The organism is Arthrobacter bambusae, assembly GCF_022606295.1.
GTDB lineage: Bacteria > Actinomycetota > Actinomycetes > Actinomycetales > Micrococcaceae > Arthrobacter > Arthrobacter bambusae_A.
The window spans coordinates 97,743-123,875 of the sequence record NZ_JAHHZS010000001.1; the positions used below are offsets into that span (position 1 = coordinate 97,743).

23 protein-coding genes are annotated in these 26,133 nt (G+C 65.5%); 17 read left to right on the forward strand and 6 right to left on the reverse strand.

Annotated features, from left to right (window positions below):
- Position 1: 1 nt before the first annotated feature.
- The gene (menD, locus tag KNN17_RS00440) at positions 2-1,696 is read left to right on the forward strand and encodes a 2-succinyl-5-enolpyruvyl-6-hydroxy-3-cyclohexene-1-carboxylic-acid synthase (RefSeq protein ID WP_241707015.1); all 1,695 of its coding nucleotides are present in this window, start codon (positions 2-4) and stop codon (positions 1,694-1,696) included.
- 87 nt (positions 1,697-1,783) lie between these two features.
- Here menD and KNN17_RS00445 read toward each other — a convergent pair whose 3' ends face one another.
- The 4 genes from KNN17_RS00445 to KNN17_RS00460 all read right to left on the reverse strand — a co-directional run bounded on the left by KNN17_RS00445 (position 1,784) and on the right by KNN17_RS00460 (position 6,079).
- Positions 1,784-2,560: an amino acid ABC transporter ATP-binding protein gene (locus KNN17_RS00445; protein WP_274619627.1), complete on the reverse strand. Its 777-nt coding sequence runs from the start codon at positions 2,558-2,560 to the stop codon at positions 1,784-1,786.
- Complete coding sequence (locus KNN17_RS00450; RefSeq protein WP_241707016.1) at positions 2,557-3,531, reverse strand: amino acid ABC transporter permease; 975 nt, start codon at positions 3,529-3,531, stop codon at positions 2,557-2,559. The genes KNN17_RS00445 and KNN17_RS00450 overlap by 4 nt, the downstream gene beginning before the upstream one ends.
- Positions 3,532-3,566: 35 nt before the next feature.
- A complete protein-coding gene (locus tag KNN17_RS00455) occupies positions 3,567-4,520 on the reverse strand; it encodes an ABC transporter substrate-binding protein (protein ID WP_241707017.1) in 954 nt (317 codons plus the stop codon).
- A gap of 200 nt (positions 4,521-4,720) precedes the next feature.
- Complete coding sequence (locus tag KNN17_RS00460; RefSeq protein ID WP_241707018.1) at positions 4,721-6,079, reverse strand: isochorismate synthase; 1,359 nt, start codon at positions 6,077-6,079, stop codon at positions 4,721-4,723.
- Positions 6,080-6,173: 94 nt separating this feature from the next.
- Here KNN17_RS00460 and KNN17_RS00465 point away from each other — a divergent pair, with 94 nt between their 5' ends.
- The 4 genes from KNN17_RS00465 to KNN17_RS22495 all read left to right on the forward strand — a co-directional run bounded on the left by KNN17_RS00465 (position 6,174) and on the right by KNN17_RS22495 (position 10,319).
- Positions 6,174-6,950, forward strand: a complete 777-nt coding sequence (locus KNN17_RS00465) for a demethylmenaquinone methyltransferase (protein WP_078107836.1) — start codon at positions 6,174-6,176, stop codon at positions 6,948-6,950.
- Positions 6,951-6,973: 23 nt separating this feature from the next.
- Complete coding sequence (locus KNN17_RS00470) at positions 6,974-8,317, forward strand: geranylgeranyl reductase family protein (RefSeq protein WP_241707019.1); 1,344 nt, start codon at positions 6,974-6,976, stop codon at positions 8,315-8,317.
- A gap of 9 nt (positions 8,318-8,326) precedes the next feature.
- Entirely contained in the window at positions 8,327-9,430 is a 1,104-nt protein-coding gene (locus KNN17_RS00475; protein ID WP_059387239.1) for a polyprenyl synthetase family protein, read from the forward strand.
- Positions 9,431-9,962: 532 nt separating this feature from the next.
- A complete protein-coding gene (locus KNN17_RS22495) occupies positions 9,963-10,319 on the forward strand; it encodes an endonuclease domain-containing protein (protein WP_241707020.1) in 357 nt (118 codons plus the stop codon).
- A 129-nt stretch (positions 10,320-10,448) separates the two neighbouring features.
- Here KNN17_RS22495 and KNN17_RS00485 read toward each other — a convergent pair whose 3' ends face one another.
- A complete protein-coding gene (locus tag KNN17_RS00485; protein WP_241707021.1) occupies positions 10,449-10,871 on the reverse strand; it encodes a hypothetical protein in 423 nt (140 codons plus the stop codon).
- A 13-nt stretch (positions 10,872-10,884) separates the two neighbouring features.
- Positions 10,885-11,556 carry a trimeric intracellular cation channel family protein gene (locus tag KNN17_RS00490; RefSeq protein ID WP_241707022.1) on the reverse strand — a complete coding sequence of 224 codons (672 nt, stop codon included), beginning with the start codon at positions 11,554-11,556 and terminating at the stop codon, positions 10,885-10,887.
- Positions 11,557-11,619: 63 nt separating this feature from the next.
- On the opposite strand from KNN17_RS00490, the gene KNN17_RS00495 reads away from it, so the two are divergent.
- From KNN17_RS00495 to KNN17_RS00550, 12 genes are all read left to right on the forward strand, one after another.
- On the forward strand, positions 11,620-12,333 hold the full coding sequence (locus KNN17_RS00495) for a sirohydrochlorin chelatase (protein ID WP_241707023.1): 714 nt from the start codon (positions 11,620-11,622) through the stop codon (positions 12,331-12,333).
- Between the two features lie 132 nt (positions 12,334-12,465).
- Complete coding sequence (locus KNN17_RS00500; protein ID WP_078107985.1) at positions 12,466-14,211, forward strand: nitrite/sulfite reductase; 1,746 nt, start codon at positions 12,466-12,468, stop codon at positions 14,209-14,211.
- Positions 14,208-14,924: a phosphoadenylyl-sulfate reductase gene (locus KNN17_RS00505; protein WP_241707024.1), complete on the forward strand. Its 717-nt coding sequence runs from the start codon at positions 14,208-14,210 to the stop codon at positions 14,922-14,924. The genes KNN17_RS00500 and KNN17_RS00505 overlap by 4 nt, the downstream gene beginning before the upstream one ends.
- Positions 14,921-15,991 (forward strand): sulfate adenylyltransferase subunit CysD, encoded by a 1,071-nt coding sequence (gene cysD, locus KNN17_RS00510; protein WP_241707025.1) that lies wholly within the window; start codon positions 14,921-14,923, stop codon positions 15,989-15,991. Before KNN17_RS00505 ends, cysD begins: the two co-directional genes overlap by 4 nt.
- Positions 15,991-17,403 carry a sulfate adenylyltransferase subunit 1 gene (locus KNN17_RS00515; protein ID WP_241707026.1) on the forward strand — a complete coding sequence of 471 codons (1,413 nt, stop codon included), beginning with the start codon at positions 15,991-15,993 and terminating at the stop codon, positions 17,401-17,403. Before cysD ends, KNN17_RS00515 begins: the two co-directional genes overlap by 1 nt.
- Positions 17,404-17,682: 279 nt before the next feature.
- A complete protein-coding gene (locus tag KNN17_RS00520) occupies positions 17,683-18,837 on the forward strand; it encodes an ABC transporter substrate-binding protein (RefSeq protein WP_241707027.1) in 1,155 nt (384 codons plus the stop codon).
- Positions 18,838-18,946: 109 nt separating this feature from the next.
- Positions 18,947-19,684: an ABC transporter ATP-binding protein gene (locus tag KNN17_RS00525; RefSeq protein ID WP_234748948.1), complete on the forward strand. Its 738-nt coding sequence runs from the start codon at positions 18,947-18,949 to the stop codon at positions 19,682-19,684.
- Positions 19,674-20,624, forward strand: a complete 951-nt coding sequence (locus tag KNN17_RS00530; RefSeq protein WP_078107990.1) for an ABC transporter permease — start codon at positions 19,674-19,676, stop codon at positions 20,622-20,624. Before KNN17_RS00525 ends, KNN17_RS00530 begins: the two co-directional genes overlap by 11 nt.
- Positions 20,625-20,659: 35 nt before the next feature.
- Entirely contained in the window at positions 20,660-21,700 is a 1,041-nt protein-coding gene (locus KNN17_RS00535; RefSeq protein WP_241707028.1) for an LLM class flavin-dependent oxidoreductase, read from the forward strand.
- A 79-nt stretch (positions 21,701-21,779) separates the two neighbouring features.
- Positions 21,780-23,036 carry a uroporphyrinogen-III C-methyltransferase gene (gene cobA, locus KNN17_RS00540; protein WP_078107992.1) on the forward strand — a complete coding sequence of 419 codons (1,257 nt, stop codon included), beginning with the start codon at positions 21,780-21,782 and terminating at the stop codon, positions 23,034-23,036.
- 98 nt (positions 23,037-23,134) lie between these two features.
- A complete protein-coding gene (locus KNN17_RS00545) occupies positions 23,135-24,601 on the forward strand; it encodes an FAD-dependent oxidoreductase (RefSeq protein WP_241707029.1) in 1,467 nt (488 codons plus the stop codon).
- A gap of 94 nt (positions 24,602-24,695) precedes the next feature.
- Positions 24,696-26,075, forward strand: coding sequence for an MBL fold metallo-hydrolase (locus tag KNN17_RS00550; protein ID WP_241707030.1), 1,380 nt, complete (start codon positions 24,696-24,698; stop codon positions 26,073-26,075).
- The last annotated feature ends 58 nt before the right edge of the window (positions 26,076-26,133 follow it).

Consider the following 26,133-nt stretch of genomic DNA (forward strand, 5'->3'; position numbering starts at 1 on the left):
GGTGACTTCGCAAGGCTCCCTGAGCTCCCTCGCCGCTGCCCGGATCGCTGTCAAGGCCCTGCTCGACGGCGGTGTGCGGCACGTGGTGGTCTCTCCCGGTTCGCGCTCGGCACCCATGGCGTACGCGCTGGCCGAGGCTGAAGCAGGCGGGAACATCAGGCTCCTGGTGAGGATCGACGAACGCTCGGCCGGTTTCACGGCCCTCGGTTTGGCTCTGTCGACGGGAGCCCCGGCGGCCGTCCTGACCACCTCGGGCACCGCCGTGGGGAATCTGTTGCCCGCGGTCATGGAGGCCAACCACGCCGCCGTGCCGCTCGTGGTCCTTTCGGCCGATCGCCCCGCCGAGCTCCACGGAACCGGCGCCAACCAGACCACCATCCAACTGGACCTTTTCGGCGAACACGTTCGCTTCGCCGTCGACATCGCGGCGGGCAGCAACCCGCAGAGGGCCGTCGAGACTGCCATTTACGCGGCAACCGGCGCGCTTGAGGACACCCCTCCCGGGCCGGTGCAGCTCAACCTGGCGTTCCGCGAGCCGCTGGTTCCGGAACCGGGCGAGGCGCTTCCCCCCACCAAGGGCCACGGAGTCTTCCACTACGATTCCGGTCCCCAACCATTGAGCATGCCCCCCGCTCCCGCCGAGCTGGCCGAGCGGCGGACGGTGGTTTTGGCGGGGCACGACGCCGGACCGGTCGCCGAGGCGTTCGCCCGCGCCCACGGCCTTCCCCTGCTCGCCGAGCCCTCCTCCAATGCGCGCTTCGGTCCCAACGCCGTCGGGCCGTACCGCCTCATGCTGGACAACTTCGGTCCCGGCTCGGCGATGCCGATCGAGCGGGTGGTGGTCTTCGGTCGGCCTACGCTGTCCAGGCCTGTCGCCGCCCTCCTGGCCCGGAACGACCTCCCCGCAGCCATGTACGAGCCCGTTCCGGTGGCTTGGTACGAGCACGGCCGGCGTCGCGAGGAACGCTTCGAGTCTTTGACTGAACTGGCAGGGTTCGCTGGCAGGGGCTCGGATGAGTGGCTCGACGCCTGGCTCCTGGCCGGTGCCGCGGCCCAACACGCGCTCGACGGCGTCCTCGAGGCCGAGCAGGCAGCCAACGGACCCGCAGTGGGAGCCACCGTCTGGAAACACGCCCGCGGGCAGTTGGTCCTGGGCTCCTCCAACGGCATCCGCGACGTCGACCTCGCCGGACAGCCAAGCCCCGAACCGTTGGCCACAGTATTCGCGAACCGTGGCCTGGCCGGCATCGACGGCACGATTTCCACGGCTACAGGAATCGCCCTCGGGGGTGGCCGCGAAACCACCCTCCTCCTGGGCGACGTCACCTTCCTGCACGATGCCGGCGGCCTCCTCCTCGGAGCCGGAGAGCCAGCATCGGACCTGCGCATCGTGGTCCTCAACGACGCCGGCGGGGGCATCTTCGGCCTCCTTGAGCACGGCAAGGTGGAGGACGACGGCGGCTACGGCACCGCCGTCGAGCGTCTCTTCGGCACCCCGCACAGCGTGGACATTTCAGCGCTGGCCGCGGCATACGGCGTCGGGCACACTTCGGTGCGTACGACGGCGGAGCTCGCCGCCGTGCTTGCCTCGCCTTTGAAGGGGCGCAGCATTGTGGAAGTAGGCACGGACCGTTCAGACTTGCGTCCCTTGCACGCGCGGATCAAGGCCGCGGTGGCTTCGGCTGTGTCCCAGTAGTTCCAGTTCCTTGCGATGCGCAAAATGCCCTGCGCAGCTGGAATTCCAGCCGCGCAGGGCATTTTGCGTATCGGGCGTCGCCGGAACCTACAGCACGCGGCTGAGGAATTCCTTGGTGCGGGCGTGCTGGGGGTTGGCGATGATTTCACGGGGGTCACCGGATTCCACCACCACACCTCCGTCCATGAAGGTCAGGCGGTCGCCGACTTCGCGGGCAAAGCCGATCTCGTGGGTCACCACGATCATGGTCATGCCGGACTTGGCCAGGTCCTTCATCACGTTAAGCACATCGCCCACGAGTTCGGGGTCAAGGGCGGAGGTGGGCTCGTCGAAGAGCATCAGCTCTGGTTCCATGGCCAGGGCCCGGGCGATCGCGACGCGTTGCTGCTGCCCGCCGGAAAGCTGTGCCGGGTAGTGGTTGGCTCGGTCGGCCAGGCCCACTCGGTCCAACAATTCGAGGGCAGCCTTCTTGGCATCGCTCTTGGATTTGCCCTTGACCTGCACGGGCGCTTCCATGACGTTGTACAGGGCGGTCTTGTGCGGGAACAGGTTGAAGCGTTGGAAGACCATGCCGATTTCCCGGCGCTGCGCGGCGATTTCTTTGACCTTCAGGTCGTGGAGGCGGCCGTTGACTTCACGGTAGCCGATCAGCTGGTCGCCGACGGAGATGCGGCCGGCGCTGATGGTTTCCAGCAGGTTCACGCAGCGGAGCATCGTGGACTTGCCGGAACCGGACGGGCCGATGACAACGGACACTTCGCCCTGGTTAACTGTCAGGTCGATGCCGCGAAGGACGTGGTGGGGACCGAAGTACTTGTGGAGGCCTTCGATCCGTACCAGCGGTTTCTGGGTGGTGATCGTCATTTTGCCTCCTCCTCGGGGAATTCCATCTTCAACGACGGCTCTGCTTCTGCGCTCGGTGCGACTGCCGCGGCAGCCTTGGCGGCTGCAGGGTTGATGACCGCCGGCGCGAGGTTGGTGTCAACGCCCTTGCCGTAGTAGGCCTCGATGTAGTGCTGGCCTACCATGAGCAGGCTGGTGATGACGAGGTACCAGATGGCTGCCACGATCAGCAGCGGCACCGGAAGGTAGATCCGGTTGGCCAGGGCGTTGGTCGCGAAGGTCAGGTCCAAGGTGAACGGGACGGCCAGGACCAAGGAAGTGGTCTTGAGCATGCCGATGGTTTCGTTGCCCGTCGGCGGGACGATGATGCGCATGGCCTGGGGCAGGATGATCCGCCACATGATCTTCCCCTTGCCCATTCCCAGGGCCTCGGCGGCTTCGGTCTGTCCCTTGTCCACGGACTTCAGGCCGGCCCGGAAGATCTCTGCGAGATAGGCCGATTCATTAAGGCCGAGCCCCAGAATCGCCGCAACAAGAGCCGTAATGACTGTGCTGGTGTCCACGCTGAACAGTTCGGGGCCGAACGGCACCCCTGCGCTGATCTTTGGGTAGAGGACAGCGATCAGGCCCCAGAAGACCAACTGGGTGTAGACCGGGGTGCCGCGGAAGAACCAGACCCATACCCAGGAGGTGTAGCGCAGAACCGGGTTGTCTGACTGGCGCATCACGGCCAGCAGGATGGCCAGGACAATCGCAATGACCATCGAAGCTACGGTCAGGAGCAGCGTCCAGCCGACTCCCTGGACGACCTTCACGTCCAGGATGTAGGTGCCCACGACGTCCCAACGGAAGTTGTGGTTCGTGATCACGCTCTGCACCATCAGCGCGAGTACGCCGACAATGATGATGGCGCTGATCCAACGGCCAGGATGCCGGACCGGCACCGCATCGTTCAGCACGGGCGCGGCGTGGCCTGCTTGATGATGATCCATCTGTGCACCTGATTTGTTATCGGTGGCGGGAATACTCAAGACTTGACCGCCGGGTTGACCTCGGACTTGGTGATGGCGCCTTCGGCGTTGCCCCAGCCAGTGAGGATCTTGTTGTATGAACCGTCAGACATGAGCTTGGTCAGTGTCTTCTGGATGACATCGGCGAGGGCGGTGTCAGACTTTGCAACAGCGATGCCCTGGGGAGCGGCGTCGTAGACGTCGCCGAGCTTCTCAAGCTGGCCGTTGGTCTGGGTCAGGGCGTAACCGATGATGGGGGAGTCGGCGGCCATGGCGTCGATGCTGCCGTTGACGAGCCGGGTGGTGACGTCGGTCTGGTTCTTGAGCGTGACGATGTTGATCGGCTGCTTGCCGTCAGCTGCGCACTTCTTGTTGCGGCCCGAGAGGTCCGGGTCTTCCTGGACGGTACCGGTCTGCACGCCAATGGACTTGCCGCAGATGTCATCCAGGGAGAACTTCTTCGGGTTGCCCTTCTGCACGGCCCATGCGGTTCCGGCGTTGAAGTAGCTGACCATGTTGACGGCGCCGAGACGCTCGGGGTTGATGGTGAAGGACGAGATACCCAGATCGTACTTGGGGCCGAGGGCAGGAAGGATGCCCGTGAATTCGGCGGTCTGCACCTGGACCTTCAGGCCAAGTGTGGCGCCGATCGCCTTGGCGATGTCGACGTCGTAACCGACAGGAGTCTGGCCGTCGGGTCCGAGGAACTCAGCGGGAGCGTAGGTCGTGTCCGAGCCAACGGTCAGCGTGCCCTTGGACTTGATCGCCGCGGGGACCATTGCGGCCAGAGTGTCGTCCTTGGCGATGGTGCTGGGGTCAAAGCTTGCATTGGCACTGCCGGAAGGCGAAGCGGCACTCGACGGGCCAGCCTCGGAGGCATTGGTGCAGGCAGTCAGTGCCAAGGCGCCGATTGCGATGATGGTTGCAGCCTTGAGCGTCGAACTGACCGGAAGCGAACGGAATTTCTGCATTTTCTTACCTTTTTTTGCAGTGGATGCGAAACTAATCGGTTCATAGTGTAGCGCCGAACATGAGATGTGCGTCACAGAAAACTAAGTTTTACTATTGGATAACCTACCAAGTAAAAAATCAAGACCCCCAACGTGGCTATTGTCTCGCACCCCAGACATCCATGGAGGCCGGCTGCGAACCGAATCCTGAAGCAGGAGGCCTAGCTGCTGATGCCCAGCGACTCGAGCATGGGCCGGAATTTGGCCCACGTCTCGGCCAGCTCGGCGTCGGGAACGGAGCCTTCGACGATCCCGCAGCCTGCATAGAGGCGCACGGTTGTAGGACTTTCGATGATCGCGCCACGCAGTGCGATGCCCCACTCGCCGTTGCCGGCGGCGTCGAGCCACCCGACCGGGCCGGCGTACGGTCCGCGATCCATGTGCTCAAGCTGCCGGATCAACTCCCCGGCAACCAACGTGGGCGTTCCGCACACGGCGGCCGTGGGGTGGAGTGCGTTGATGAGGGCCAGGCACGTAGGGACATGTCCCTCAATATCGGCGAGCTCGGCCTTCACGTCCGACGCCAGATGCCACACATTGGGCAGTTCCAGGATGAACGGTTCGCTGTGGGCGTTCATTGCCTCGGAAAAGGGTGCGAGCTGCGTGGTCAGTGATTGGATGGCGATCTCGTGCTCGTGCCGTTGTTTCTCGGAACCGGCCAGCACGCGTTCGGCGTATTCCATGGGGGAGCCGTCCAACCCCTCGGCGTCGCGACGGTCCAGCGTGCCGGCCAGGACCCGCGCTTGTGCAGTGCGGCCCTCCACCTGGATGAGCATTTCCGGCGTCGCGCCGACCAAGCCGTCGACGCCGTACGTCCAGCATTCGCGGTAACGGCCAGCCAACTGCCGCAGCACGTTCGCGGCGTTGACGCCGTCGGGCAGTGTCGCCACGACGTCGCGCGCGAGGACCAGCTTCTCGAGCTTCCCGGTCCGGATTTCCTCAACGCCGTCGGCCACGGCCTGCTTCCAGGCAGTTTCGCTCAGCGAACCGCTCTCGAGCGTCACTTTCCCATCACCCAACTGGCTCGCACTTGTTGTCGTTTTGGGCGGTCTAAACGACAACAACTGCGAGTTAGTTGGGTGCCCGACGGCGGGGCTAAGCCAGCCTGCCAGGGCGGCTAGGGCACCCGCTTCGGTGAGTTCGACGTCGTCGAGCGTCAACTGGGTGAGCCAGGACCGCCCGTCCCGGATCCCGACAACTATTTCCGGAAGAATCAAGCGGGAATCAAAGGCGGACGTCTTGGAGAAGGCAAAGGACCCAAAGGCGACAGGGCCGGTACCGGGGAGCTCAACGGGATCTGTGACGTCGGCTTCGATGACGAGGTGCCGCCACCAAATGTCGGCCTCGAGAAAGCGATCGGGCCCGGAAGCGGTGAATCGCGCGAGTTCGCCAAAGCCCACCAGTCCGTTCTCGCGGCGGGACCAGCACAGGACGTCGTCCCGGACCAGAAATGACGGCAGTCCCCCGGAGGATGAATCAACATCGAGGGGGACTGTCAAGGTGCGGAGCGTACTCGTCATGATGGAACAACATTACTCCCGCGCGCAACGCGAACCCTGCCCGGACCGGAGTGCCCCGAAAGTTCTTCCTATATTTGTCTGAGACAATTGCAGGGTGAACCGAGCATCCTTGGAAAAGCGTCCGGACGAAGTTGCGACGATGTTTGACGATGTCGCCCCCAAATACGACGTCGTCAACGATGTCCTGTCCATGGGGCAGACCCGGCGTTGGCGCCGCGTCGTCGTCGATGCGATGGACGTTCGCGTAGGCCAGCGGGTCCTGGACCTTGCGGCCGGTACCGGCACGTCCAGCGAACCGTACGCCGACGCCGGAGTGGACGTCGTGGCGTGCGACTTCTCGTTGGGAATGCTGAAGGTCGGCAAGCGCCGTCGCCCGGACATCAACTTCGTTGCCGGGGACGCCACCAAGCTGCCCTTCGCGGACGCTTCCTTCGATGCCTGCACCATTTCCTTCGGCCTGCGCAATGTCAACGAACCGCACAAGGCCCTCGCGGAGATGTTCCGCGTCACCAAGCCGGGCGGACGCCTGGTTATCGCCGAATTCTCGGCCCCTGTGGTGCCCCTTTGGCGGACCATGTACACCGAATACCTCATGCGCGCGCTGCCCGCCATCGCCACGAAGGTCTCCTCCAACCCGGACGCCTATGTGTACCTTGCCGAGTCCATCCGCGCGTGGCCGGACCAGGATCACCTGGCCGCCTGGCTGCAGGAAGCCGGCTGGACCGACGTCACCTACCGCAACCTGAGCGGCGGCATCGTGGCAGTGCACCGCGCCCAGAAGCCCGGTGCCGAACACCGTGAAAGCGTTCCCGTGGCCAAGCTGCGCCGCCAGATCAAGCCGCGCCGCCAAGCCGGCGATCAGTCCCGCTAACCGGCCCTATTAACAAGGACGCTGTGAACGTACTGATAGTCGGCGCAGGGCCAGCCGGGTCCACCGCTGCGTACTACCTTGCCCAGGCGGGCATTTCCGTGACGGTGCTGGAAAAGACCAGCTTCCCGCGCGAGAAGGTTTGCGGCGACGGCCTGACTCCCCGCGCCGTCCGCGAGATCCAGAAGCTCGGCCTCCCGCACGCCGAGGACGCCGGGTGGCGCCGCAACAAGGGGCTCAGGCTCATTGCGGGCGGCCGGACGATTGAATTGCCGTGGCCCGAGGTCGCCGACTTTCCCACGTACGGGCTCATCCGCACGCGCCTCGGATTCGACGAGGAGCTGGCCCGGCACGCCCAGTCGGCGGGCGCCGTCGTGCTTGAACGGCACAGCGTCACCGAAGCCCTGCGCGACGACGCCGGACGAGTGATCGGCGCACGCGCCGCGCTGCTCGACGAGTCCGGACGCAAGACGGGCGAGACGCGCGATTTTCATGCCGACGTCGTGCTCGCCGCGGACGGCAACTCGACGCGGACCGCCGTGTCGCTCGGCATGCACAAACGCGACGACCGCCCTCTCGGCGTCGCCGTCCGCACCTACTTCACCTCGCCCCGCCACGAGGACGACTGGATGGAAGGCTGGCTGGAGCTCCCGGGCAAGTCCGGCAAACCGCTGCCCGGTTACGGCTGGGTGTTCGGCGTCGGCGACGGCACGTCCAACGTCGGCCTCGGGATCCTGAACTCCTCCAAGGAATTCGGCAAGCTCGACTACAAGCAGGTCTTGCGCGAATGGACCGCCGGCATGCCGTCCGAGTGGGGATTCACGCCCGAAAACCAGGTGGGGGAGATCCGCGGCGCGGCCCTGCCCATGGGCTTCAACCGTACCCCGCACTACTCTCCGGGGCTCATGCTCCTGGGCGACGCCGGCGGCATGGTTTCACCGTTCAACGGCGAGGGTATTTCCTATGCCATGGAGTCCGCCCGCTTTGCGGCCGAGTTCATCATTGACGCGTCATCGCGTTCACGTTCGGCCGGGTGGACAGCCGACGACGCCGACGCGCACCTTCCGCGGTACGCGGACTATGTGCGGGACCAGTGGGGTTCACACTTCACCCTGGGCCGCGTCTTTGCCGCCCTCATCGGCAAGCCCGCCGTCATGAAACTCGCGCTGCGGACCGGCATGCCCATCCCGGTGCTCATGCGCTTTGTGGTCCGGATGCTCGCGAACCTCACGGATACGTCGGCCAAGGGTTTCGAGGACCGCGCGATCCGCGTCCTCGAGATGCTGGTCCCGGCCACGTCCAACACCACGTCCACCGCCGCTTCCACCCGCGCCGGCACCGAATCAACGCTTTCCTCCGTGAAAAGTTAGGGTTAACCCGTGACTCACTCTGCCGAACACAGCTGGACGCACGCCGGGCACGGCTTGCCGGACGCTGTCGAACCCGCTCCCACCACCACCGCGATCGCCACTGGCCTGCAGCTTCCTGCCGGTTTTGCCGCCATCGCCAAGGACGTGGAGCTGGGTCCTGCCATCACCACGAACCTTGCGCGCGTGGAAAAGAAGCTCCGCGAAGCAATCGCCAACTCGGACCCCCTGGCTGACGCAACGTCGCGTCACTTGGTGGAAGCCGGCGGCAAGCGCATCCGCCCGCTCTTGACTCTGCTGTGTGCCCACCTCGGGGACGCGTCCCGGCCGGAAGTGGTCCAGGCCGCCGTCGTGGTTGAACTGACCCACCTCGCAACCCTCTATCACGACGACGTGATGGACTCCGCGCCCTACCGCCGTGGCGCCCCCACGGCGCACGAAGTCTGGGGCAACTCGGTGGCCATCCTCACGGGCGACCTGATCTTCGCCCGCGCGTCGATCCTGGTCTCCGAACTCGGGTCGCGTGCCCTGGGAATCCAGGCCCGCACGTTCGAACGCCTGTGCCTCGGCCAGCTGCATGAGACCGTCGGTCCGCGTGAAGGCGAGGATGCCGTGGAGCACTACCTGTCCGTCATCGCCGACAAGACCGGTTCCCTCGTTGCGGCCTCGGGCCAGCTCGGTGCCATCTTCGCCGGCGCCGACGAAGCCTTCGAGGACGTGCTGGTGGAATACGGCGAAAAGGTCGGCGTGGCCTTCCAGCTGGCTGACGACGTCATCGACGTAACTGGCGTCAAGGTCAAGTCCGGCAAGTCCCCGGGGACCGACCTCCGTGAAGGCGTTCCCACGCTTCCCGTCCTTCTGCTCCGCAAGGCCGCCGACAACGGTGACCACTCCGCCGTCGAACTTTTGAAGCTGGTTGACGGCGACCTGTCCTCGGATGAGGCGCTGGCCCTGGCCGTTGCCGGACTGCGCGAGCATCCTGTCACCGCCGAATCCTGGGTGATTGCGCGCCAGTGGTCCGCCGAGGCCATCGAGGCTTTGAAGCCGTTGCCCGAAGGCGTGGTCAAGGAGTCGCTCACGAACTTCGCCCACGCCGTGGTGGAGCGCGCCAGCTAGTTTCTTCGCCCGGACCCAACTGACTCGCAGTTGTTGTCGTTTTGACGCTTCATAACGACAACAACTGCGAGTCAGTTGGGCGGGCCGGACGGGTTGGGATCCGGGTTGGGCAGGGACGGGCTTAAATGCAATGGCCCCGGTTCCTTGCAACGCTACGAGTCACGCGCTGCAACGAACCGGGACCATAATCTCCGTTCGCATCAGACTCACCGGAGGCATTTAGTGAATCCGGTTACAGCTTATGACAACTTTGTCACGGATGCAACTTTCCCCGTCAAAGGGTTTTCTTGAGTTTGTCGGCGAATTCGCGTTGCAAATTCCCCACGTTTGAGTGACCCCAGGACCGCGGAGGCCCGGATTCTCGGCGTCGGAATCACTGGAGTTCCCTAAAAGCCGGGGATTTTCGGCGCTGACCCGCTTATCCACATAGGGAAGATTTCGCCTTTCGGTGTCAACGCCACACTGCTGGAGTGGCCTTTTGGACCTCGTTGGCTTCCTGAAATACGCGGGCTCCGCTGCGAGAACCTCCACGGTGAAGCAGGCCAGCTTCTCCGACTGTGCCATCCGGGCAGCGGTTGCCGGAGGCGAAATCGTTCGTCGACGCCGGGCTGTGCTGGCGTTGCCCGTCGCCCATGAGGACATCGTCGAGACGCAGGTCGAATTGCCCGGAATAGGCATTGTGGATTTCTTGCTGGAAGGCAGGCTGATCGTGGAGGTTGACGGGGAGAGCCACCTGCAGCCTCGGCAGGTCAAGAAGGATCGGCGACGCAATAACGCAGGAACGGTGAAAGGCTTTCTGGTTCTTAGATACGACTATTCGCAGATTGTGTATCAGCCAGAAACCGTGCTTGCCGAGGTTCTCCAGGTCCTACGCCAAAAGAGCCGCTGAAACTCCCCGGTTTTGGCCACGCTCAGGCCAGACCGACAGAGAACAGCCCCGGAAACAAAGGACTTGGGAGCTAAATACAGCCTAAAGGTGGGGAGAAGGCTCCGCCCCCGCGAAATCCCCAGCAAACCCCTAGTCTTCGTCGCTGAAAGCCCAGTCGAACATGTCGAACACGAACTCGGAGAACGTGCCTTCCTCGGATTTCCACTGGCCGCGGGCGTTGTTGCGGCGCCAGACGATGGGATCGGGGACGCCGAGGTCGCCTACGCGGAAGCCCCAGGTGAATTGCTCCTCTTCGTCCTCCAGGAACATAAGGAAGCCTTCGTCGTCCACTTCGAGCTCTTCGGGGTCCCAGAAGTAGTGGTAGGCCTCCATGAGGTCCTCGCAACCACCCAGGGCGAGGTAGAACTCGCGCAGCACCATGGGAATGGTGAACGAGTGGGCGGACAGGGCCTCGTCCAGCTCAGAGGTGGACAGCCCATCTTCTTCCTGCCATTCGTCCTCGAGATACTTCGGTACAAGCGCGCGGAATTTCTCGAGGAACATGTCAGTCATGCTCCCATCCTAGCTAATCCCGGCCGCGTGAATCGGCGCCCGGGGAGACCCCGGCGCGGTGCCATCCCCGGACCGCCAAAGGCACCCGCCAACCCCAACGCCAAGCCACCACCCGGAAGGCGAAAACCCAGGCCGCAATGACCCCGGCTGTTACGCCGTTGAAAGCTCCGATGTTCCAGAGCAGGGCGGTCAAGGCGGCTCCCGTGAAGGCCGGCAGGGCGTAGAGATCCCGCGCATTGAAAAGGGTGGGAATTTCGTTGGCCGTGATGTCGCGGAGCAAGCCGCCGCCCACCGCCGTCGTGACTCCCAGCAGGATCGCAGCCACCGGATTCATCCCGGCAGCCAGTGCCTTGAGCGTCCCCGTGATGCAGAACAACGCCAGCCCGCCGGCGTCGAACAGGGTCAAAAGGGACGTGAAGCGCTGGATGCTCGAAAACAGGAAGTACACCAGAACCGCGGCCAACAAGGGTGGCAGCAGATAGACCGGGTTGGTGAACGCCGCGGGTGGGCCGGCGTTGATGACGATGTCGCGGATGACACCGCCGCCCAGGCCGACGAGCGAAGCCAAGAGCAGTGAGCCGATGATGTCGAACTGCTTCTTGGCGGCGAGCAAGGATCCGGACACGGCAAAGAAGAAGACGCCGGCCAGATCCAGCCATACCAGCGCAAGGTCAAAAGTGAACAAATGCAGCTCCATTCTTCGTTCACAGACGGGCGATCATGCTCGCCCAACGTTACGCTTGCACGCATGAACAGCCCCGTCTTGATCGCGTGCGCCCACGGAACCCGGAACGTCGAAGGGCAAGCCGCTATCCGCCAGGTCATGGCCGAGATCGAGGCGCTCCGGCCCGGCCTGACCGTCGTTGAGGCCTACGTGGACGTCCAGGAGCCCGAGTTGGGCGGCGTGGTGGCCAGCCTCCCGGAGGGCACGCCCGCCGTCGTCGTTCCCTTGTTGCTCAGCACCGGCTACCACGTCAAGGTGGACATCCCGAAGGCGATCACGTCCCGCCCGGAGGTGTCCGCGGCGCCGCCGCTGGGGCCGGACCCGCGGCTCGCGGAGCTGCTCGCCGCCCGGTTGCGCGACGCCGGCCTGGGCGACGACGACGGCGTCCTGCTGGCCGCCGCGGGCTCATCGCTGCCGGACGGTTCCGTCGATTCGGAAGAGCAGGCGCGCCAGCTCGCCGAGCTGCTGCCCAACAAAGTGCGCGTCGCTTACGGTGCCAGCGCCGAGCCGAACGTGCCCGACGGCGTCGCGGCCCTTCGCGCGGAACTCACCGGCACGGAGGTCACCGAAGGCGGCGGCCGGGTGGTGGTCTCCTCGTATCTGCTGGCCACGGGCTACTTCCACGACCAGCTGTCCAAGGCCGGGGCCGACGTCGTGACGGCGCCGTTGCTTCCCTCTCCCGTGCTCGCGGAGATCGCCCTGGAACGCTACGACGCGGTGGTTGCCGCTCGCTCCTGAGCGGGCATGGCGAATGCACAGCGCGGCCGGGTGAACAAGGCCCGACGGCGGTTCGTGACGAAATGTTTCCCTAGGTGACTCTTCGTTTCTGCGTCGTTGTTGGAGAAATCTGGCCAGCCCTACAGTCGATGCATGACTGATACAGCTCTAGCCGGAGCGTCCGCGGACGAGGCTGCACCCAAGCGCCCGGCCCGCACCGCCCGTCCTGCCGCTAAACCCCACGGCCAGTGGAAGGTTGACGGCACCGCGCCGCTCAACGCCAACGAAACCTGGAAGCAGGAAGACAACGGACTCAACGTCCGTGAGCGTATCGAGTCTGTCTATTCCAAGCACGGCTTCGACTCGATCGACGGAACGGACCTGCACGGCCGTTTCCGCTGGTGGGGCCTGTACACGCAGCGCAAGCCCGGGATCGACGGCGGCAAGACCGCCACGCTTGAGCCGCACGAGCTCGAGGATAAGTACTTCATGCTCCGCGTGAGGATCGACGGCGGTGCGCTCACCACCGAGCAGTTGCGCGTCATCGGCCAGATCTCCGTGGACTTCGCCCGTGGCAGCGCCGACTTGACCGACCGCCAGAACATCCAGCTGCACTGGATCCGCGTGGAGGACGTGCCGGAGATCTGGCGCCGCCTCGAATCCGTCGGCCTGTCCACCACCGAGGCGTGCGGCGACGTCCCGCGCGTCATCCTGGGCTCCCCGGTTGCCGGGATCGCCAAGGACGAGATCATCGATCCCACGCCGCTGATCCACGAACTCGCGGAGCGCTTCATCGGCGACCCCGAGCTCGCCAACCTGCCGCGCAAATACAAGACCGCCATCACCGGCCACCCCTCGCAGGACGTGGTCCACGAGATCAACGACTTCGGCCTGGTCGGCATGGTCCACCCCGAACTCGGCGTCGGCTATGACCTCTGGGTGGGCGGCGCGCTGTCCACCAACCCGATGCTCGCCAAGCGGCTCGGTGCGTTCGTGAAGCCCGAGGAAGCCGCCGAGGTATGGCTCGGCGTCACCAGCATCTTCCGCGACTACGGTTACCGCCGCATGCGCACCAAAGCTCGCCTGAAGTTCCTCCTGGCCGACTGGGGTCCCGAGAAGTTCCGCCAGATCCTCGAGGACGAATACCTCGGCTTCAAGCTTTCCGACGGCCCCGCTGCCCCGAAGCCTTCAACTCCGGGCGACCACGTCGGCATCCACGAGCAGAAGGACGGCAAGTTCTTCATCGGCGCCACACCCTTGGCCGGACGCCTCTCGGGAAGCCAGCTCGTGAAGCTCGCGGACACCCTCGAAGCCCGCGGCTCGTTCCGCCTGCGCACCACGCCGCACCAGAAGATCGTCGTGTTGGACGTCGCCAAGGAGCAGGTGGAAGCGCTCGTGGCCGAACTGGACACCCTGGGCCTCTCCGCCCGCCCGTCCGTCTTCCGCCGCGGCACCATCGCCTGCACCGGCATCGAGTTCTGCAAGCTCGCCATCGTGGAAACCAAGGTCACGGCAGCCACCGCCGTCGCCGAACTGGAACGCCGCCTGGCCGACCTCGCGGACAGCGGCCAGTTGCCGCAGGCCCTGTCCCTGCACATCAACGGCTGCCCCAACTCCTGCGCCCGCATCCAGACCGCGGACATCGGGCTCAAGGGCATGATGTTGCCGACGCCCGACGGCGACCCCACCCCGGGCTTCCAGGTCCACTTGGGCGGCGGGCTGGCTTCCTCCAGCCGCGAAGAAGCAGGCCTCGGACGCACCGTGCGCGGCCTCAAGGTCTACGTCGAGGACCTGCCCGATTACGTAGAGCGGGTAGTCCGGAAGTTCGTGGCCGACCGTGCCGAAGGCCAGACCTTCGCCGAATGGGCACACTCCGCAGATGAAGGAGATCTCCAGTGACCACCACCACCTCCCTCCGCTCCCACGACGAACTCAAGGCCCTGGCGGAATCCGGTGCCGCAGAGCTCGGCTGGAACGCGCCCGCCCGCGACGTCATCGCCTGGGTGGCCCGCAACTTCGAACTGCCCGCCGTCGCCGTGGCCTGCTCCATGGCCGACGCCGTGCTCCCGGCCCTCGTCGCGGACCAGTTTCCCGGCGTCGACGTCCTGTTCCTGGAGACCGGCTACCACTTTCCCGAAACCCACGCCACGCGGGACGAAGTGGCCGCGAACCTTCGCGTGAACATCGTGGACGTGCTCCCGGAAAACACCGTGGAGCAGCAGGACCGCCTTCTCGGCAAGGACCTGTTCGCCCGCGACGCCGCCCAGTGCTGCGCGCTCCGCAAGGTCCAGCCGCTGCGCCGGACCCTCGCCGGCTATGAAGTCTGGTTCACCGGTGTCCGCCGCGACGAGGCCCCCACGCGGACCAACACGCCGCTGATCACCTGGGACGAGACCAACGGCCTGGTCAAGGTCAACCCGATGGCCGACTGGAGCTTCGACCAGCTGGTCCAGTACTCCGAAGACAACATCCTTCCCGTCAACCCCCTCCTGAGCCAGGGCTACCCGTCCATCGGATGCCAGCCCTGCACCCGCAAAGTAGCCCCGGGAGCGGACCCCCGCTCCGGCCGCTGGGCAGGAACCGACAAGACAGAATGCGGACTACACGTATGAGTACCCAAATCACCAACGAGGACCTGGAGTTGTCTGTGCTGGAAACCGACGCAGCTGAGACGCCGACTGCCGCCCAGGGAGTGGCATCGGGCCTGTCGGAGCCGCGCGCTGGGCTGATCGAAGATCAGCCGCGCGGCGAAGGGGCGGGGGCGGCAGTCGGCGTCGAAACCTCTGAGCGCCTTTCCTCACTCGACACCCTCGAGTCCGAGGCCATCCACATCATCCGTGAGGTTGTTGCCGAGTTCGAGAAGCCTGCGCTGTTGTTCTCCGGCGGCAAGGATTCCGTGGTGATGCTGCACCTGGCCACCAAGGCGTTCTGGCCTGGCAAGGTTCCGTTCCCGGTGCTTCACGTGGACACGGGCCACAACTTCCCCGAGGTCATCGACTTCCGTGACCGCACGGTGGAGCGCCTGGGCCTCAAGCTGGTGGTGGGTTCCGTGCAGGAGTTCATCGACCGTGGCGAACTTGCCGAGCGTGCCGACGGCACCCGCAACCCGCTGCAGACCGTGCCGCTGTTGGATGCCATCCAGCGCAACAAGTTCGACGCCGTCTTCGGCGGCGGCCGCCGCGACGAGGACAAGGCCCGCGCCAAGGAACGCATCCTGAGCCTGCGCGACGAATTCGGCCAGTGGGATCCCCGCAACCAGCGCCCGGAACTGTGGAACCTGTACAACGGCCGCCACACCGTGGGCCAGCACGTCCGCGCGTTCCCCATCAGCAACTGGACCGAACTGGACGTCTGGCGCTACATCGAACGCGAAGGCATTGAACTGCCCGGCCTGTACTACGCCCACGAACGCGAAGTCTACGAACGCGACGGCATGTGGCGCGCAGTCGGCGAGGTTTCCATGCCGCTTCCGCACGAGGAAGTCGTGACCAAGCTCGTCCGCTACCGCACTGTGGGCGACATGTCCTGCACCGGCGCTGTCGTTTCCGACGCCCGCACGGTTGCCGACGTCGTTGTTGAAGTTGCCGCATCCACACTCACCGAACGTGGCGCCACCCGTGCAGATGACCGCATCTCCGAGGCAGCCATGGAAGACCGCAAGAAGGACGGCTACTTCTAATGAGCACTGAAACCGCACTCCTGGAGACCGGCCTGCGCAAATCGACGCTGTTCCGCTTCGCCACGGCTGGATCCGTCGACGACGGCAAGTCCACCCTCGTGGGCCGCTTGCTGCACGATTCCAAGGCGATCCTCGCGGACCAGCTCGACGCCGTCGCCCGCACCTCGGCGGACCGTGGCTTCGGCGGAGCCGGCGCCACCGGCAGCCAGGCGATCGACCTTGCCCTCCTGACCGACGGCCTTCGCGCCGAGCGGGAACAGGGCATCACCATCGATGTCGCCTACCGCTACTTCGCCACCGACCGCCGCAGCTTCATCCTCGCGGACTGCCCCGGCCACGTGCAGTACACCAAGAACACGGTGACGGGCGCGTCCACTGCGGACGCCGTCGTCGTCCTCATTGACGCCCGCAAGGGAGTCCTGGAGCAGACCCGCCGCCACCTGTCCGTGTTGCAGTTGCTCCGCGTGGCGCATGTGATCGTTGCTGTGAACAAGATCGATCTCGTGGGCTTCAGCGAGTCGGTCTTCCGCGAGATCGAGGCCGACGTGCAGAAAGTCGCCCGCGAGCTTGGCTTGGGCAGCGATGGTGTTGCCGACGTCGCGGTCATCCCGGTGTCGGCGCTCGACGGCGACAACGTCGTGGACCGCTCGGAACGCACCCCGTGGTACAGCGGCCCGGCGCTGCTCGAGGTCCTGGAAACCCTTCCGGCCGCGGACGAGCTCGAAAGCCACCTGGAGAGTTTCCGCTTCCCGGTCCAGCTGGTCATCCGGCCGCAAGGCGCGCTGGCTCCCGACGCCGTCGCCGCAGGGCTCGACGTCGGGGCGTACCGCGACTACCGCGCCTACGCGGGCCAGATCACGGAAGGAACTGTGAAGCTCGGGGACAAAGTCACCGTCCTGAGCCCGGGCCACGAACCCCGGATCACCACCGTGACGGGGATCGACTTCGCGGGCAGCGAGTTGACCGAGGCTACCGCTCCGCAATCCGTGGCGATCCGCCTGGCCGACGAAATCGACATCGCCCGCGGTGACACCATTGCCGCCGCAGGGACGGTGCGTGAGAGCTCGGCCGATCTGTACGCCGCCCTGTGCTGGCTTTCGCCGAAGCCGTTGCGAGAAGGTGCCAAGGTGCTCGTGAAGCATGGGACCCGGACCGTCCAGGCGCTCGTCCGCAATGTCACGGGCAAGCTGGACCTGGCCACGTTCAACGTCGAGGCGGCCTCCAGCCTTGAGCTGAACGACATCGGCAACGCCCAGCTTCGACTGGCCGCGCCGTTGCCGTTGGAGAACTACCTGCACCACCGCCGCACGGGCGCTTTCCTGGTGATCGACCCCGTGGACGGCAACACGCTGGCCGCCGGCTTGGTGAAGGACCACCCGGGCGACCACGAGGACGAACGTTACGTCATCTGACGCTTCCGGTGACTGGAACCGCAGCTTGTTTCCCGAACCCCGCCTTCAAGGTCCGGGATGGGAAACAAGCTGCGGTTTTTTGCGTCGGGGCCAGCTCAATTGTGACGCCGCATGAACGTGCGTGACCCCGGGTTTCCGGGTCATTGAACGGCAAATATGACAGTCCCTATGGTGAATCCATGACCTCATCGGATTGGTCCTTGGCTGCCCTTTCGGGGCGATGTCGCAGGGCCTGATAAACGCCCTGCCCCTTCCGCAACGCATCCCAAGGATTCCCCCATGTCAAACACCCCAGAACCCACGCCGCCCGCCTCGAACCCGGGAACCACCCGCATCGTCGCCGGCGAAACCAACAAGCCCAAGCGCCGCCGCGCGCTCGAGATCGGCATCGCCGTCGGACTCGTCCTGCTGATCGGTGCCGGCGCCGCCGTCGCATCGGTGGTGGCCAAGAACAACGAAACCCAGGCAGCCGCGGCAACGACGCCCGCCGCCGAACTTCGGCTCGGCTACTTCGGCAACGTCACCCACGCTCCCGCGCTGGTGGGCGTCAGCAAGGGGATCATCGCCAGCAAGCTCGGCAGCACCAAGCTCACTACCCAGATCTTCAACGCCGGACCCGCCGCGATCGAGGCCCTGAACGCCGGAGCGATCGACGCCGCCTACCTCGGGCCCAACCCGGCCATCAACTCCTTCGTCCAGAGCAAGGGCGCCTCCATCAGCATCATCGCGGGTGCTGCCTCCGGGGGTGCGCAGCTCGTGGTGAAGCCCGGCATCAACAGCGCCGCGGACCTCAAGGGCAAGACCCTCGCATCCCCACAACTCGGCGGCACCCAGGACGTGGCACTGCGCGCCTGGCTCGGCAAGCAAGGTCTGAAGAGCAACCCGAACGGCGGGGGCGACGTCGCCATCAACCCCACCGACAACGCCCAGACCCTCAAGCTCTTCCAGGACGGAAAGCTCGACGGCGCGTGGTTGCCAGAGCCCTGGGCCTCACGTCTGGTGCTCCAAGCCGGCGGGAAGGTCCTCGTGGACGAGAAGGACCTCTGGGACAAGGGTGCGTTCCCCACCACCATCCTGATCGTGAGCAAGAAGTTCGCCGCCGAGCACCCGCAGACGGTAAAGGCCCTGCTCCAAGGCCACGAAGCCTCCGTCAACTGGCTCAACACCGCCTCGGCGGCCGACAAGGCCACCGCGATCAACGCCGCCCTGAAGGCGACCGCCGGAAGTACGCTGCCGGCCGACGTCATCGACCGCTCCCTGAAGAACATCACCTTCACCGTGGACCCGCTCGCCGGAACCTACAAGAAACTCCTCCAGGACGGGGTCGACGCCGGCATCACCAAACCGGCCGACATCAACGGCATCTTCGACCTCCGCGCCCTCAACAACGTGACCGGGCAGAAGACCTCGGCTGCAGGACTGGGCCAAGACTGAACTGCCAAGACCCAACTGACTCGCAGTTGTTGTCGTTTTGAGGCCTCATAACGACAACAACTGCCAGTCAGTTGGGAATTCAACAACGAAACAAACGAAGGACGGGACCATGCCAGTCGTACTGGAACACCTGGGTAAACGCTTCGGCGACGGAGCCCCGGTGCTGGACGACGTCAACGCCACCATCCAGCAAGGCGAGTTCGTCGCCTTGCTCGGTGCGTCCGGCTGCGGCAAATCCACCCTGCTGAACATCCTCGCGGGGCTGGACCAGCCGACGTCGGGCGCCCTGGAGGTGCCCAGCGACGGTGCCGCCTTCATGTTCCAGGATTCAGCGCTGTTTCCATGGCTCACTGCCCGCGGCAACATCGAACTCGCGCTGAAACTCGCCGACAAGTCCGGCAGCCTGAGCAAAGCGTCGCGTGCCGCCCGTGCGGGCGAGCTGTTGGACCTCGTCCATTTGGGTGGCGCGGGGGACAAGCGCCCGCACGAGCTCTCCGGCGGCATGCGCCAACGCGTCGCCCTGGCCCGCGCGTTGGCGCAGGACCGGCAACTGTTGCTCATGGACGAACCGTTCGCTGCCCTCGACGCCATCACCCGCGACCTTCTGCACGACGAGCTTGAGCGGATCTGGAAGGAAACCGGCCGCACCATCGTGTTCGTGACGCACAACGTGCGCGAAGCCGTCAGGCTCGGCCAGCGTGTCCTGCTGCTGTCCTCCCGTCCGGGACGGGTCGTGGCCGAGTGGAACGTCACCGAGGAACACCGGACCGACGCCGGCCGGGCCGGGGAGCTGACCGGAACCATTACCCGCCGCCTGCGCGAGGAGATCCGCCGCCATGCCAATTGAACAAGAGACCCGGCTTGCCGAAGGAGAGGCCGCCGAGCAAGCTCAGCAGTCCCGCCACATCACGTCGCCGTCCCTGAAGGGAAACCCGGACGAACTCCGGGACCTTGAGGCCGGCCTGGACAAGCTGCAGTCGGATGCCCACCGCAAGGCGCGCATCGACTGGGCCCGTATTGTCCTCCCGATTGCGGCGCTCTTGGTCCTGATCCTCGCGTGGCAGTTCTATGTCTCCCTTGGTTTCAAGCGCCGCGACCAGGTTCCCGGACCGCTCGACGTCCTGGGCCAGTTCGGTTCTTTGTGGGCCGAAGGCAAAGCCCAGGAAGCCATCTGGACCTCACTTCAGCGCGGCGTGATCGGATTCCTCATCAGCGTCGCCGTGGCTACTCCGGTGGGCCTGCTCCTGGCACAGGTGCAGCCGCTGCGCCGTGCCTTCGGACCGCTCATTTCCGGGCTCCAGGTGCTGCCGTCGGTGGCCTGGGTTCCGGCGGCGATCATCTGGTTCGGGCTCTCGGACGGCACGGTGTACTTTGTCGTCCTCATGGGTGCCATCCCGTCCATCATCAACGGGCTGATTTCCGGCGTCGACCAGATCCCGCCGCAATACCGGAGCGTCGGGAAGGTCCTTGGGGCCTCGCGACTGCAGATGGCGTTACAGATCGTCCTGCCCGCGGCCCTCCCCGGCTATCTGGGTGGACTCAAGCAGGGCTGGGCTTTCTCCTGGCGCTCGCTCATGGCCGCCGAAATCATCGCGGTGGGCGGCACCATCGGCTTCGGACTCGGTTCGCTCCTGGACCAGGGCCGCACCCTGTCGGACATGGCCACGGTCATGTCCGCCATCCTGGCGATACTCTTTGTGGGCATCCTGATCGAGCTCGTTGTCTTCGCCCCGATTGAGCGCCGCCTCCTGCTCCGCCGCGGCCTGCTCGCGGGCAGCACGCGCTAAGGAATTCCCCGGCCCACACCGTGGTTGATGCGGGCATGAAACGAATCGGTTTTCTTTCCTTCGGCCACTGGGGACCCGTCCAAGGATCGCGCACTCCGTCGGCCGGCGACGCCTTGCTCCAAGGGATCGACCTTGCGGTGGCGGCTGAGGAACTCGGCGTCAACGGAGCCTTCTTCCGCGTGCACCACTTTGCGCGCCAGCAGGCCTCGCCATTCCCCTTGTTGGCGGCCATCGCTGCCCGGACCAGCCGGATCGAGATGGGCACTGGCGTGATCGACATGCGCTACGAAAACCCGCTCTATATGGCCGAAGAAGCAGCGGCCACGGACCTCATCAGCCAAGGCAGGCTCCAATTGGGCATCAGCCGTGGTTCACCCGAGCCGGCCCTGCACGGCGCCCGGTACTTTGGCTACGCGCCCGCCGAGGGTGAGGACGACTCCGCGATGGCCCGCCGCCACACCGCCGTTTTCCGGCACGCTATCGCAGGCCACGGAGTAGCCGAAGCTGATCCCTCCTTCATGGGCGGCGGCCGTGGCCTCCTGCCGATCCAGCCGACGTCGCCCGGGCTGCCGCGACGGATCTGGTGGGGCGCCGGCACCCGCAAAACCGCCGTCTGGGCCGCGGAACAAGGGATGAACCTCATGAGCTCCACCCTGCTCACCGAGGACACCGGAGTTCCCTTCGACCAGCTCCAGGCCGAACAGATCAGCATGTTCCGGGAGGCATGGACAACGGCCGGACACGGTTTCGAGCCCCGTGTTTCGGTCAGCCGCAGCATCATTCCCGTGGTGGATGCCGAGGACGAACACTATTTCGGGCTCCGCGCGCAGGTGGATAACCGCGACCAAGTGGGCATGCTCGACGGTGCCCTGTCGCGGTTCGGCAAGAGTTACGTCGGCCCGCCCGATGCCTTGGCCGAGGAACTCGCGCAGGACGCCGCGGTCCAGGCAGCGGACACCGTACTCGTTACCGTGCCCAACCAACTCGGTGTGGAGTACAACATCAAGCTGCTGGGCAACATCGCCAAATACGTGGCTCCGGCGATCGGATGGGAGGCGCCCGGCGCTCAGGCGTAATGTGACGCCGGGTTACCTAGCGTGAACTGGTGTTTCCGGACCTTTGAAGCATGTTACGGCCCGGCCCTACAGTTTTTTCATGGCAATACAGGACATCTACCCCACAGCCCTGCGGCTGCTTGGCCGCCCGGTGCTGGTGGTGGGCGGCGGACCCGTGGCTGCCCGACGCGCCAAGGGACTGCTCGACGCCGGCGCCCGGGTGACCGTGGTGGCCCCCGTTGCCTCTGACGCGCTCCGCGAACTTGCCGCCTCCGGCCTGCTCACCTGGGAGCCGCGCACCTACCTTTCCTCCGACGTCGACGGCGTGTGGTTCGTCCAGACTGCCACCGGTGTTGCCGCTGTGGACGCCCAAGTAGCCGCCGACGCCGAAGCGCAGCGCATCTGGTGCGTCAACGCCTCGGACCACGAATCGTCGGCAGCCTGGACGCCCGCCGTGGCCGTCGTCGACGACGTCAAGATCGCCATCAATGCCGGGGGAGACCCGCGCCGCGCCATGGCCTTGCGCGACGCAGTTGCCACCGCGCTTGAGACGGGAGACTTGCCGCTCCGCCGTCGTCGTGCGTCCACCGGAAGCGTCGCGCTCGTAGGCGGAGGGCCCGGCGACTCCGGACTCATCACCGTCCGCGGCCGCCGTCTGCTGGGCCAGGCCGACGTCGTCGTTGCGGACCGCCTCGGACCGCGTGACTTGCTGCAGGAGCTCGCTCCGGACGTCCGCGTGATCGAGGTCGGCAAGACACCCGGCCACCACCCCGTGCCGCAACTCGAGATCAACCGGATCCTTGTGGAGGAAGCCCTGGCCGGCCACCGGGTGGTGCGGCTCAAGGGCGGCGACCCCTACGTCCTGGGCCGCGGCGGCGAGGAAGCCGAATTTTGCCGGCAGAACGGCGTCGAGGTTGAAGTGGTTCCGGGCGTGACCTCGGCGATCTCAGTGCCGGCCGCAGCGGGTATTCCCGTGACGCACCGAGGACTCGCGAAGGGCTTCAGCGTGGTGACCGGCCACGAGGAACTCTCCGAGGTCCCGGCCCGACCGGACCACACCGTGATCCTGCTCATGGGCGTCGCCAAACTCCGCGAATCCGCCGCGGCCCTCGCGGAATCCGGAATGCCCCTGGACACGCCAGTAGGTATCGTAGAGAACGGCTACATGCCCGAACAGCGCGTCACGATCGGCACTTTGGCAACCATCGCCGAGCAAGCCGAGGCCACCGGCGTCGCAAATCCCGCAGTGATTGTGATCGGCGATGTTGTGCGTGTCAGCCCGTTTGCCCCCGAACATTTCAAGACCGCTGACTACAGCACACTGACCCCCAACAAGCCCCGCGTCGTTACCCCTTAGCCCCTCACCCAACTAGCTCGCATTAGGTGTCGTTATGAGCCCTCATAACGACAACAATTGCGAGCCAGTTGGGAAGCACACTGAAAAGGAACACAGCCGTGTCATCTAGCACCACCGTAGGAACCGCCGCACGTCCGCTGCGCGTCGCCGTCGTCGGCTCCGGCCCGGCCGGCGTCTACGCAGCTGACATCCTGACCAAGAGCGAGGCCGTCAAGAGCGGCGAGCTGACGGTCAGCATCGATCTCTTCGACCGCTACCCGGCCCCCTACGGCCTGATCCGCTACGGCGTCGCTCCGGACCACCCCCGCATCAAGGGCATCGTCAACGCGCTGCACAAGGTCCTGGACCGCGGGGACATCCGCTTCTTCGGCAACGTCGACTACGGCACGGACATCTCCATCGAAGACCTCCGCACCCACTACGACGCCGTCGTCTTCGCCACCGGCGCCATCAAGGACGCGGACCTGAACATCCCGGGCATCGAGCTCGAGGGTTCCTTCGGTGGTGCCGACTTCGTCTCCTGGTACGACGGGCACCCCGACGTTTCCCGCGAATGGCCTCTCGACGCCAGCTCGGTGGCCGTGCTCGGCAACGGCAACGTCGCACTCGACGTTGCCCGGGTCCTCTCCAAGCACGCCGACGACCTTCTCGTGACCGAGATTCCGGACAACGTCTACGCGGGCCTCAAGGCTTCCCCGGTCACCGACGTACACGTCTTCGGCCGCCGTGGACCGGCGCAGGTGAAGTTCACCCCGCTGGAGCTCCGCGAACTGTCCCACTCCAAGGACGTGGACATCATCCTTTACGCCGAGGACTTCGAGTTCGACGAAGAGTCGGACCGCCAGATCCAGACGAACAACCAGACCAAGACCATGGTGGGCACGCTCACCAACTGGATCGCCGAGCAGCCCGAGGACCTCTCCGAGCTCAAGGCATCCCGCCGGCTGCACCTGCACTTCCTGCACAGTCCGGTGGAAATCGTGGATTCCGCAGAGACCCCGGGCAAGGTTGCCGCGATCAAGTTCGAGCGCACCGAGCTGGACGGCACAGGCAACGCGCGTGGTACCGGCGAGATCGTCGACTACCCGGTCCAGGCCGTGTACCGCGCGATCGGCTACTTCGGTTCCGCGCTGCCGGACGTTGAGTTCGACCACAAGCGCGGGGTCGTCGCGAACGACGGCGGCCGCGTGCTGGACGCTTCCGGCGAGCACGTTCCTGGCCTCTACGCCACGGGTTGGATCAAGCGTGGCCCCGTCGGCCTCATCGGCCACACCAAGGGCGACGCACTGGAGACGGTCATGTACCTCCTGGAAGACCGTGAAAACCTGCCGTTTGCTGCCGTTCCCGAGGCGGACGCCGTCGTCGAGCTCCTGGACGCCCGCGGTGTGAAGTTCACCAGCTGGGAAGGTTGGCTGGCCCTGGACGCCCACGAGCTCGCTCTGGGTGCCGCAGCGTCCGACGCCGGCACCTCGCACGGCGTCGAGGTCCAGCGCGAACGCATCAAGGTTGTCCCGCGTGAGGACATGGTGGATATCTCCCGCGACGGCGTGGCTGCCCAGGTCTAAATCTCCAACGCGGGGTCACTTGGCGCCCATCCGGGGCATCGGAATGGGCGCTAAGTGACCCCGCGTTGCGCGTTATCGGGGCTAAACTTTCCGCATGGACGTCGTCGTCGTCGAAACGACCCAATTGGGGGACCGCAGCTACCTCGTTCACGACGGTACGGTGGCGCTCGTGATCGACCCCCAACGTGACACCGACCGCGTCGAAACAGCGGCGCGCGCTGCGGGAGTGGCCATCACGCATGTCGCTGAGACCCACCTCCACAACGACTACCTCACCGGCGGCCTCATCCTTGCCCGTGACCACAACGCCCGCTACCTGGTGAATGCGGCGGACAACGTAGCGTTTGAGCGGGAGCCGGTTGTCCCGGGGCGGGCGTTCAAGGTAGGCAGACTTTCAGTCAAGCCCGTGGCCACGCCGGGCCACACGCACACACACCTGGCCTATGTCGTTTCGGACCCCGACGCCGGCACTGGCGTCCGGCTAGCCGTGTTCTCGGGTGGCAGCCTGCTCTACGGCTCTGTGGGCCGGACGGATTTGATTGGCCCGGAGGAGACCGCCGGACTGGCCCATGATCAATACGCCTCGGTCCGGCGGCTCGTCGCTGAGGCAACACCGGATGCGATCCTGTATCCCACCCATGGCTTCGGTTCGTTCTGCTCCATCGGTCCCGCGAGCAGGATCCCCGCATCGACGATCGGGGAGCAGGCCGCAAGCAACCATGCGCTCACTGACCCGGACGAAGACCACTTTGTCAGGCACCTCCTGGCGAATATCACGGCCTACCCGAGCTACTACGCGCATATGAGCCCGCTCAATGCACTCGGTCCGGGCCCGGCGATACTCGACATGCCGGAATCCGTGGAACCCGCCGAACTGGAGCGCAGGCTCGAGGCCGGGGAATGGGTGGTGGACCTTCGCAACCGGGTCGCGTTCGCTGCGAGCCACCTGCGTGGCAGCGTGGCCTTTGAATACGGGACGGGATCGAGCTTCACGAGCTACCTTGGTTGGGTCCTGCCATGGAACCAGCCGCTGACCCTGCTGGGTGCCCATGCCGACGTCGAAAAGGCTATCCGCGACCTCGCGAGGATCGGATTCGACTCCCCGGATGCCGCCGTCGGCGTGGATCCCGGGGCTCTGGCACCCGGCGCGTTGTTGGTGCAGTATCCGATCACCGACTGGGCCGGGCTCGTGCGGGACCGGGCTCCGGGTGAAACGGTGCTGGACGTGCGCCGTACCGAGGAATTTTCCGCCTCACACGTCCAAGGCGCGGCGAATGTTCCATTGCACGAGCTTTTGCGCCGTGTGGACGAATTGCCGACGGCCAGGATCTGGGTGCATTGCACCTCCGGTTATCGGGCAAGCGTCGCCGCAAGCCTGCTGCATCGTGCAGGCCGCGACGTGGTGCTCATCGACGCGCCCTTCCGCGAGGCAGCTGATGCCGGTGTCGAACTGACGGGCGCCGCTTCAGGCTAGATCCCGGACTCGCTGCGGACGCTCGCTCACTAGATGTGAGCGGGCGTCGGGGAAGATG

Excerpts from the sequence above, each read along its gene's own strand:
- KNN17_RS00445 (WP_274619627.1), bottom strand. The coding sequence starts at position 2,560 with ATGACGATCACCACCCAGAAACCGCTGGTACGGATCGAAGGCCTCCAC.
- KNN17_RS00450 (WP_241707016.1), bottom strand. The coding sequence starts at position 3,531 with ATGGATCATCATCAAGCAGGCCACGCCGCGCCCGTGCTGAACGATGCG.
- KNN17_RS00455 (WP_241707017.1), bottom strand. The coding sequence starts at position 4,520 with ATGCAGAAATTCCGTTCGCTTCCGGTCAGTTCGACGCTCAAGGCTGCA.
- KNN17_RS00460 (WP_241707018.1), bottom strand. The coding sequence starts at position 6,079 with ATGACGAGTACGCTCCGCACCTTGACAGTCCCCCTCGATGTTGATTCA.
- KNN17_RS00485 (WP_241707021.1), bottom strand. The coding sequence starts at position 10,871 with ATGACTGACATGTTCCTCGAGAAATTCCGCGCGCTTGTACCGAAGTAT.
- KNN17_RS00495 (WP_241707023.1), top strand. The coding sequence starts at position 11,620 with ATGAACAGCCCCGTCTTGATCGCGTGCGCCCACGGAACCCGGAACGTC.
- KNN17_RS00500 (WP_078107985.1), top strand. The coding sequence starts at position 12,466 with ATGACTGATACAGCTCTAGCCGGAGCGTCCGCGGACGAGGCTGCACCC.
- cysD (WP_241707025.1), top strand. The coding sequence starts at position 14,921 with ATGAGTACCCAAATCACCAACGAGGACCTGGAGTTGTCTGTGCTGGAA.
- KNN17_RS00515 (WP_241707026.1), top strand. The coding sequence starts at position 15,991 with ATGAGCACTGAAACCGCACTCCTGGAGACCGGCCTGCGCAAATCGACG.
- KNN17_RS00520 (WP_241707027.1), top strand. The coding sequence starts at position 17,683 with ATGTCAAACACCCCAGAACCCACGCCGCCCGCCTCGAACCCGGGAACC.
- KNN17_RS00525 (WP_234748948.1), top strand. The coding sequence starts at position 18,947 with ATGCCAGTCGTACTGGAACACCTGGGTAAACGCTTCGGCGACGGAGCC.
- KNN17_RS00530 (WP_078107990.1), top strand. The coding sequence starts at position 19,674 with ATGCCAATTGAACAAGAGACCCGGCTTGCCGAAGGAGAGGCCGCCGAG.
- KNN17_RS00535 (WP_241707028.1), top strand. The coding sequence starts at position 20,660 with ATGAAACGAATCGGTTTTCTTTCCTTCGGCCACTGGGGACCCGTCCAA.
- cobA (WP_078107992.1), top strand. The coding sequence starts at position 21,780 with ATGGCAATACAGGACATCTACCCCACAGCCCTGCGGCTGCTTGGCCGC.
- KNN17_RS00550 (WP_241707030.1), top strand. The coding sequence starts at position 24,696 with ATGGACGTCGTCGTCGTCGAAACGACCCAATTGGGGGACCGCAGCTAC.